This is a genomic window from Stenotrophomonas sp. SPM (assembly GCF_003105135.1).
Lineage (GTDB): Bacteria > Pseudomonadota > Gammaproteobacteria > Xanthomonadales > Xanthomonadaceae > Stenotrophomonas.
Genome location: NZ_QETL01000145.1, coordinates 1 through 7496, shown reverse-complemented (window position 1 = coordinate 7496; position 7496 = coordinate 1). Strand labels below are relative to the sequence as shown.

7 protein-coding genes are annotated in these 7496 nt (G+C 67.4%); 1 reads left to right on the top strand and 6 read right to left on the bottom strand.

Annotated features, from left to right (window positions below):
- Positions 1 to 23: 23 nt before the first annotated feature.
- The 3 genes from dcp to arfB form a co-directional block, all read right to left on the bottom strand.
- Positions 24 to 2180 carry a peptidyl-dipeptidase Dcp gene (dcp, locus tag DCO49_RS18765; RefSeq protein ID WP_116865277.1) on the bottom strand — a complete coding sequence of 719 codons (2157 nt, stop codon included), beginning with the start codon at positions 2178 to 2180 and terminating at the stop codon, positions 24 to 26.
- Between the two features lie 112 nt (positions 2181 to 2292).
- Positions 2293 to 2895, bottom strand: a complete 603-nt coding sequence (locus tag DCO49_RS18760) for a lysophospholipid acyltransferase family protein (protein ID WP_116865276.1) — start codon at positions 2893 to 2895, stop codon at positions 2293 to 2295.
- A 4-nt stretch (positions 2896 to 2899) separates the two neighbouring features.
- A complete protein-coding gene (gene arfB, locus DCO49_RS18755) occupies positions 2900 to 3331 on the bottom strand; it encodes an alternative ribosome rescue aminoacyl-tRNA hydrolase ArfB (RefSeq protein WP_116865275.1) in 432 nt (143 codons plus the stop codon).
- Positions 3332 to 3465: 134 nt separating this feature from the next.
- On the opposite strand from arfB, the gene DCO49_RS18750 reads away from it, so the two are divergent.
- Positions 3466 to 3993: a DUF2059 domain-containing protein gene (locus tag DCO49_RS18750; protein WP_116865274.1), complete on the top strand. Its 528-nt coding sequence runs from the start codon at positions 3466 to 3468 to the stop codon at positions 3991 to 3993.
- A gap of 104 nt (positions 3994 to 4097) precedes the next feature.
- Here the strand turns inward: DCO49_RS18750 and DCO49_RS18745 are convergent, their stop codons facing one another.
- From DCO49_RS18745 to DCO49_RS18735, 3 genes are all read right to left on the bottom strand, one after another.
- On the bottom strand, positions 4098 to 4835 hold the full coding sequence (locus DCO49_RS18745) for a pseudouridine synthase (RefSeq protein WP_116865273.1): 738 nt from the start codon (positions 4833 to 4835) through the stop codon (positions 4098 to 4100).
- Positions 4836 to 4999: 164 nt separating this feature from the next.
- Positions 5000 to 6655: a ubiquinone biosynthesis regulatory protein kinase UbiB gene (ubiB, locus tag DCO49_RS18740; protein ID WP_116865272.1), complete on the bottom strand. Its 1656-nt coding sequence runs from the start codon at positions 6653 to 6655 to the stop codon at positions 5000 to 5002.
- The gene (locus DCO49_RS18735; RefSeq protein WP_108767328.1) at positions 6652 to 7287 is read right to left on the bottom strand and encodes an SCP2 sterol-binding domain-containing protein; all 636 of its coding nucleotides are present in this window, start codon (positions 7285 to 7287) and stop codon (positions 6652 to 6654) included. The genes ubiB and DCO49_RS18735 overlap by 4 nt, the downstream gene beginning before the upstream one ends.
- Positions 7288 to 7496: the final 209 nt, after the last annotated feature.

Sequence of the window (7496 nt, the reverse complement as noted above, 5' to 3'; positions counted from 1 at the left end):
TTGCCCCCGCCGTTTTCTGTTTCTTATTTCAGCCCGCGGAACTTCAGCAGCGGTTCCACCGACGGGTCCTTGCCGCGGAAATCGCGGTACAGGGTCGACAGTTCCACGCTGTTGCCGCGCGAGAGGATCTTGTCGCGGAACTCCTGGCCGTTGGCCGCCGTCAGGCCACCGTGTTCGGTGAACCACTGGTAGGCGTCATGGTCCAGCACTTCGGCCCAGAAGTAGGCGTAGTAACCGGCCGAGTAGCCGCCGCCCCAGATGTGGTCGAAGTAGGTGGTGCGGTAACGCGGCGGGACCTGCGGCAGGTCGACCTTGAACTTCTTCAGCGCGCTGGCTTCGAAGGCGCCCACATCCTGCAGCGGGGCATCGGCCTTCTGCGTGTGCCAGGCCAGGTCAAGCAGTGCGGCCGACAGGTACTCGGTGGTCGCATAGCCCTGGTTGAAGCTGCGTGCCTTGAGGATCTTGTCGACCAGTTCCTGCGGCATCGCTTCGCCGGTCTTGTAGTGCTTGGCGTAGTGGGCGAAGACCTTCGGGTCCAGCGCCCAGTGCTCGTTGAACTGCGAGGGGAACTCGACGAAATCGCGCGAGGTGGCGGTGCCGGCGATCGACGGGTACTTCACGTTCGAGAACATGCCATGCAGGGCGTGGCCGAATTCATGGAACATGGTGGTGACGTCGTCGAAGCTGATCAGCGCAGGCTGGCCATCGGCCGGCTTGGTGAAGTTGCAGACGTTGTAGACCACCGGCTTGGCACCGGTCAGGCCGTCCTGCTCGACGAACACGTCCATCCAGGCGCCGCCGGACTTGGTGTCACGCTTGAAGTAGTCGGTGTAGAACAGGGCCAGCGAGGTGCCGTCCTTGTCGAACACTTCGTACACCTTCATGTCCGGGTTGTAGGTCGGAATGTCGGTGCGCTGCTTGAAGGTGATGCCGTACAGCTGGGTGGCGGCGTAGAAGACGCCGTTCTGCAGCACGTTGTCCAGTTCGAAGTACGGCTTGACCTGCGATTCGTCCAGGTCGTACTTGGCCTTGCGGACCTGCTCGGCGTAGAAGTCCCAATCCGAGGCGGCAACCTGGAAGCCACCCTTCTGGGCGTCGATCACCTTCTGGATCTCACCGGCTTCGGCACGGGCCTTGGCGGTGGCGGCCGGCACGGTGTCGGTCAGCAGCTTCAGCGCCGCGGCCGGGGTCTTGGCCATCTGGTCGCCCAGCTGGTAGTCGGCGAAGGTCTCGAAGCCAAGCAGCTTGGCCTTCTGCGCACGCAGCTGCGCCAGGCGCTGCACGGTCTCGCGGGTGTCGTTCTTGTCGCCACGCTCGGCACGGGTTTCCGAGGCCTTCAGCACGGCAGCGCGCTGGTCACGGTCGCTCAGCGAACCGAGCACCGGCTGCTGCGTGGTGTTCTGCAGCGGCAGCACGAACTTGCCATCGAGCTTGCGATCCTTGGCGGCGTTGGCCGCGTTGTTGATCGCGTTCTCGTCCAGGCCGGCCAGCTTGGCCTTGTCGTCGACGACCACGGCCGCCGCAGCGGTGGCGGCCACCAGACGGGTGTGGAACTGGGTGGAGAGGGTGGTCTCTTCCACGTTGAGCTTGCGCAGGCTCGCCTTGTCGGCGTCGGACAGCTGCGCGCCAGCGCGCACCAGACCGTCGTAGTAGTGCTCGACCAGGCGCTTCTGCACCGGGTCCAGCTCCAGCGTGTCACGCTGGTCGTACAGCGACTTCACGCGGGCGAACAGCTTCGGGTCGAGGTTGATCTCGTCCTGGTGCGCGGCCAGCTTCGGGGCGATGTCTTCCTGGATCTTCTGGCGCGCTTCGGTGCCATCGGCCTGGACCAGGCCGAAGAAGATGCGCGACACGCGGTTCAGGGTCTCGCCGCTGCGCTCCATCGCCACGATGGTGTTGTCGAAGGTGGCCGGCTCGGCGTTGTCGGCGATCTTGCGGACTTCGGCCAGATGCTGGCGCATGCCTTCTTCGAAGGCCGGCGTGTAGTCGCTGTCCTTGATCTTGTCGAACTGCGGCGCCTGGAACGGCAGTGTGCTGGCGCTGAGCAGCGGGTTGGTGGAGGCTTCGGCCGGCTGCTGGGCCGGGGCTTGCTGTGCATCGGACACGGGGGTGGACTCCTTGCCGGAACAGGCCGCCAGCGCCAGGCTGATGGCGGCGGCCAGGACTACGGTACGCGACATGTAAAAACGCTCCTTGGGCGGACGGTATGGGATACCAGCCCTCCACCCTACTCCTGTCGCGCTCGCCCGGCATGTGCCGGACGTGGCGCCTCGGTTGCCGGCCGTGGCCGGCTCAGACCGTGCCGCGGGTCTTGCCCATCCAGGGCCGGTAGAACTCACGGATGGCGGCCATGTCGGCGGCATCATCGCCGGTCGGCTGGAACAGCGGGCCGATGCCGATGGTCTTTTCCGGGTAGTGGAAATAGGCGGCCAGGATCGGCACGTCGGCCATCCGGGCGATCTTCAGGAAGCCGGCCTTCCAGTCCTTCACGGCCTTGCGGGTGCCTTCGGGGGTGATGGCGAACCACATCTTCTCGTTGTTGCGCAGCAGGTCCACGGCCTGGCCGACGGTGCCCTGCGGCGCGCTGCGGTCCAGCGGGATCACGCCCAGCTTGTGCAGCAGCGGGCCCAGCGGCCACCAGAACAGCGAGGCCTTGCCCAGCACCTTCACCTTCATGCCCAGCGCGATCTTGGCCGCCATCCCCCACAGGCCGTCCCAGTTGGACGAATGCGGAGCGATGATGAAGACCACCCTGGGAACGTTGGGCAGGGTGCCGACCACCTTCCAGCCGCCCACACGCAGGGTGCAGCGTGCCAGCCAGCGCAGGAAGGCGTTGGGTTTGACCTGCGGCATCTGCGGCGGCACGGCCGGCAGCAATGAATTCGGCTTGTTCAAGCAATCACTCCCAGTCACGTGATGAGCGACCGCGCTTGATCTGCGCGCGCCCGCGTTTGGCGTCCAGACGACGCAGTTTCGACCCGTGGGTCGGCTTGGTGGCCTTGCGTGGTTTGGGCACGCTCAACCCGGCCTGGATGAAGGCCGCCAGCCGCTCGCGCGCATCCTCGCGATTGCGATCCTGGGTCCGGAACCGTTGCGCGTCGATGACCAGCACGCCTTCGCCGGTCATCCGCCGGTCACGCCGCGCCAGCAAGCGCTCACGCAACGGGTCGGGCAACGAGGGCGAGTTGGCCACGTCGAAACGCAGTTCCACTGCGGTGGAAACCTTGTTGACGTTCTGCCCGCCGGCACCACTGGCACGCACGAACCGCTCGACGATCTCGCCGTCGGGGATGTCAAGCTGCGCGCTGATGGTGACCGGTCCACTGCCCATCCGCGCATTGTAGCGGCAGCCGCGTTGCCGTGGCTGCCATCGCGCACCGTATGCCGCCGATCAGGCACCGAACACGTCGCCTTCGCCTGTGCAGCGGGTATGCTGGCCATCCCATGTACCGCAGGAAGCTTCGCATGACCCGCTTCATTCCCGCCCTGTCCACCGGCCTGCGCCGTACCGTGCTGCTGCTGGCACTGGCAGCGGCCAGCACGCCGGCCCTGGCCGCGGCACCCACCGATGCCGACATCAACCGCCTGCTGGCCGCCTCGCGTGCGCAGAGCCTGCTGGACGGCATGCTGCCGCAGCTGGAGACGATGCAGCGCCAGCAGTTCGAAGACATCGCCCGGCAGCGCCAGCTGACCCCGCAGCAGACCGAACAGCTGCAGCGCATGCAGCAGCGCACCACCGCCACCCTGACCAAGGCGCTGTCCTGGCAGCAGCTGCGGCCGATGTACGTGGATCTCTACAAGAAGAGCTTCAGCAAGGAAGACGTGCTGGCGATGGCCGAGTTCTACGAGAGCTCGGCCGGGCAGAGCCTGCTGGACAAGACCCCGCTGCTGATGCAGAACGTGATGATCGCCATCCAGGAAAAGATGAAGCCGCTGATGGCCGACCTGGAGAAGGACATGCAGGCGATCCTCAACGAGCCGGAAACCAAGTGAAGCGGTAGCGCCGGGCCATGCCCGGCGAGCGAGAAGCGCGGCCGCTTCAGTTGAATGGGGTCAGAGCCCTTTCCCTGCGGGAAAGGGATCCGACCCCGGATCGGTTACGGCACCTGCCAGCCGAACAGGTCCAGCGCCTTCTGGAATTCACCGTCCACCGGCGCGCGCACGTCCACCGTGCCGCCATCGGGGTGCGGGAAACGCAGGCGTTCGGCGTGCAGCAGCATGCGGTGTACGCCCTGCATGCGGAAATTGCGGTTGTGGCGCCCGTCACCGTGGCTGGTATCGCCGATCAGGTGATGCGAGAGGTGCTTGAGGTGGCGGCGGATCTGCCGGAAGCGGCCGGTCTGCGGCTGGCAGCGCAGCAGCGCATAGCGCGAACTGGCGAAGTCGCCCACCGGCACTGACAGCTCGCCGGTGGCCAGGCGCTGGAAATCGGTCACCGCCGGCTTCTTCACCGGCTTGCCGGGGCCGCCGTCCAGGTCGTGGTCGACCTGCCAGGCCTCCTCGGCCGGCCAGCCACGGCAGATGGCCAGGTAATCCTTGCTGACCTCGCCGCCCATCAGCGCCTTGCCCAGCACGCTGGCGGTGTCGCGGTCGAAGGCCAGCAGCAGGCAGCCACTGGTGGCGCGGTCCAGGCGGTGCACCAGGAAGATCGGCCGACCCAGCTGCTCGCGCAGGCGGTCGGCGAGGAAATCGTCTTCGCCACGGGCCAGCTTGCTGTCATGGACCATCAGCCCGGCCGGCTTGTTGACCACGGCCAGGCGCTCGTCCAGATGAAGCAGCTGCAGGGGGGCGGTTTCGATCTCGACCGCGGCGAGGGTGTCAGGTTCGGTGCTCACCGGTGGATTATCGGTGATGGGGGACCGTGCGTACACGGCACGCGAATCCGGTGGATGACGACCGTTGGTCGTCACCTGTGTCGGGCCGACTGTCTGCTTGATGGCTGATGGGAGAGCGTGACGACCAACGGTCGTCACCTACCAGAGCGGGTGACGCGCGTTGCTCACCGCCACCACGCGCGGGCCAGGGCGAAGGCCCCCACCGCGGCGGCACCCAGGCTCAGCACCGGCAGGTCGCCCCAGTACCAGCCCGGCGGCTGCAGCACGTACATCAGCGTGGCGATGGCCAGCAGGCCGACGCCGGTGATGGCACCGACCGCGCGCTTCTGCAGGCGCTGCAGGCTGGCATCGAGGGTGACCAGGTCACGCGAGCGCATCGCCAGTTCGTGGCGGCCTTCCACCTGCTGGGTCAGCCAGGCGTGCACCAGGCGCGGCATGTCCGGCGCGTGGGTCATGATTTCCGGCAGGCGCTTGCCGATCTCGCGCACGACCCGGCGCGGGCTGTAGCGCTCGCGCAGGATCTTCGCCAGCACCGGCTTGGCCACCGCCCAGATGTCGATCTGCGGGTCCAGCTGGCGGCCCACGCCTTCGATGTTCAGCAGGGTCTTCTGCAGCAGGATCAGCTGCGGCTGCAGGGTCAGCTGGTAGCGCTGGGCCACCCGGAACAGCTTCAGCAGCACCTCGGCCAGCGAAATCTGCGAGAGCGGGCGGGTGAAGTACGGTTCGCACACCGAACGCACCGCCGCTTCCAGGTCGTCGATGCGCACGTTGTCCGGCATCCAGCGCGCCTGCACGTGCAGTTCGGCGATGCGGCGGTAATCGCGGTTGAAGATGGCCATGAAGTTCTCGGCCAGGTAGTACTGATCTTCCTGCGAGAGCTGGCCCATGATGCCGAAATCCAGTGCGATGAAGCGCGGGTTGTCGCGGCGCGCCGGATCGGTGTCGACCCAGATGTTGCCGGCGTGCGCATCGGCGTGGAAGAAGTTGTCGCGGAACACCTGGGTGTAGAACACCCGCACGCCCTTGGCGGCCAGCGCCTTGCGGTCGATGCCGGCCTTGTCCAGCGCGACGATGTCATCGGAGGGAATGCCCCACACCCGCTCCAGGGTCAGCGCGCGCTCGGCGGTGTGGCTCCAGATCACTTCCGGCACGTACAGGTCGTCGCTGTTTTCCCAGAAGCGGCGCAGCACGCTGGCATTGGCGCCTTCGCGCTGCAGGTCCAGTTCGGCGGCCAGGGTGTTCTCGACCTCGGCCACCACTTCGCGCGGGCGGATCTTGTCGGCGCGCGGGTGGGTACGCTCGACCAGCGCGGCCAGCGAATTGAGCAGGGCGATGTCGGCGTCGATCTGCTTCTCGATGCCCGGGCGCAGCACCTTCACCACCACCTGGCGGCCATCGCCGAGGGTCGCGGCATGAACCTGCGCGATCGAGGCCGAGGCCAGCGGCTCGGTGTCGAAGCTGGCAAAGGCCTCGCTGACCGGCAGGCCCAGCGCTTCCTCGACGATGCGGCGCGCGGTGTCGCCATCGAAGGGCTTGACCCGGTCCTGCAGCAGGGTCAGTTCGCTGGCCACGTCCGGCGGCACCAGGTCGCGGCGGGTGGACAGGATCTGCCCGAACTTGACGAAGATCGGGCCGAGGTCCTGCAGCGCCAGGCGAAGACGCGCACCACGCGACTGCGAGGCGATGTCGGCCGAGGCACGCGGTACGAAGGGCTTGGCCAGGCGCAGCCAGCGCTCGGCCGGGGTGCCCTGCAGCAGGTCGTCGAGGCGGTAGCGCAGGATGACGCGGCCGATGCGGTTGGCCCGCAGCAGCGCCTTCATGCGGCACCCCGCAGGCGCTGCACGCGTGCGCCGAGGCGCTCGACATCGTCACGCAACACGTCCACGTCGTCGTGGAAGGCATCCAGTTCGGCACGTGGCACCACGTCGCGCGACTCCTCGGTAATGAATTCGGCGGCGCTGTGGGCCAGATCGATGGCGCCCTGGCGCGCGTGCTGCAGGGCGCTGCGCAGGGTGTTGGCGACCTGCACGCCGAGTACTTCGCCGAACACGCTGACGAAGGGCTGCTGCCAGTCGGGGTCGAAGCCCTTGGCCAGCTGCTGCAGGCGGCGCGCCAGTTCGGCATCGCCGGCCACGCGCACGCGGCCCTTGCCGTTGTCGTTGCCGCGGCGGGCGTTGGCCAGCAGCGGCAGCTGGGCAAGCACGCCGGCCAGGCTGCTGCGCACGGCCAGGTCGGCTTCCTGTGCATCCACCGGGCCGACACGCAGCATGTCGCCATCGACGCTGATGCGCATCGCCAGCGACGGTGCGTCCAGGGTCAGGTCGATGTGGCGGCCGTCGAGGCTGGCCAGGGCGTGCCGGGTATCCGGATCCAGCGCCAGTGCGCGGTTCAGTGCGGTCTGCAGGGCACGGCCGGCGACTGGCTTGAGGGACGAGAGCAGGGAGAGAGCCATGTGTGCATTCTACCTGCGTGGGTGGGGGGCTTGGGCCGGGCTGCCGCCCGGCACCTGCAGAGGCACCGGCCTCTGGCCGGCAAGATCAACGTCAAAAGCGGGCTGTCCTTGGGATGGCGGGGTGGGTCCGGTTGCGGGGGACGCTGCAAGTACGTCCATGTAAGCTCGGTCGCCGCATCCATGCGGCTCACGCCCCCGCAACCGGACCC

Bases quoted from the DNA above. Each gene is read 5' to 3' on its own strand.
- arfB (WP_116865275.1), bottom strand. From the start codon at position 3,331: ATGGGCAGTGGACCGGTCACCATCAGCGCGCAGCTTGACATCCCCGAC.
- dcp (WP_116865277.1), bottom strand. From the start codon at position 2,180: ATGTCGCGTACCGTAGTCCTGGCCGCCGCCATCAGCCTGGCGCTGGCG.
- DCO49_RS18735 (WP_108767328.1), bottom strand. From the start codon at position 7,287: ATGGCTCTCTCCCTGCTCTCGTCCCTCAAGCCAGTCGCCGGCCGTGCC.
- ubiB (WP_116865272.1), bottom strand. From the start codon at position 6,655: ATGAAGGCGCTGCTGCGGGCCAACCGCATCGGCCGCGTCATCCTGCGC.
- DCO49_RS18750 (WP_116865274.1), top strand. From the start codon at position 3,466: ATGACCCGCTTCATTCCCGCCCTGTCCACCGGCCTGCGCCGTACCGTG.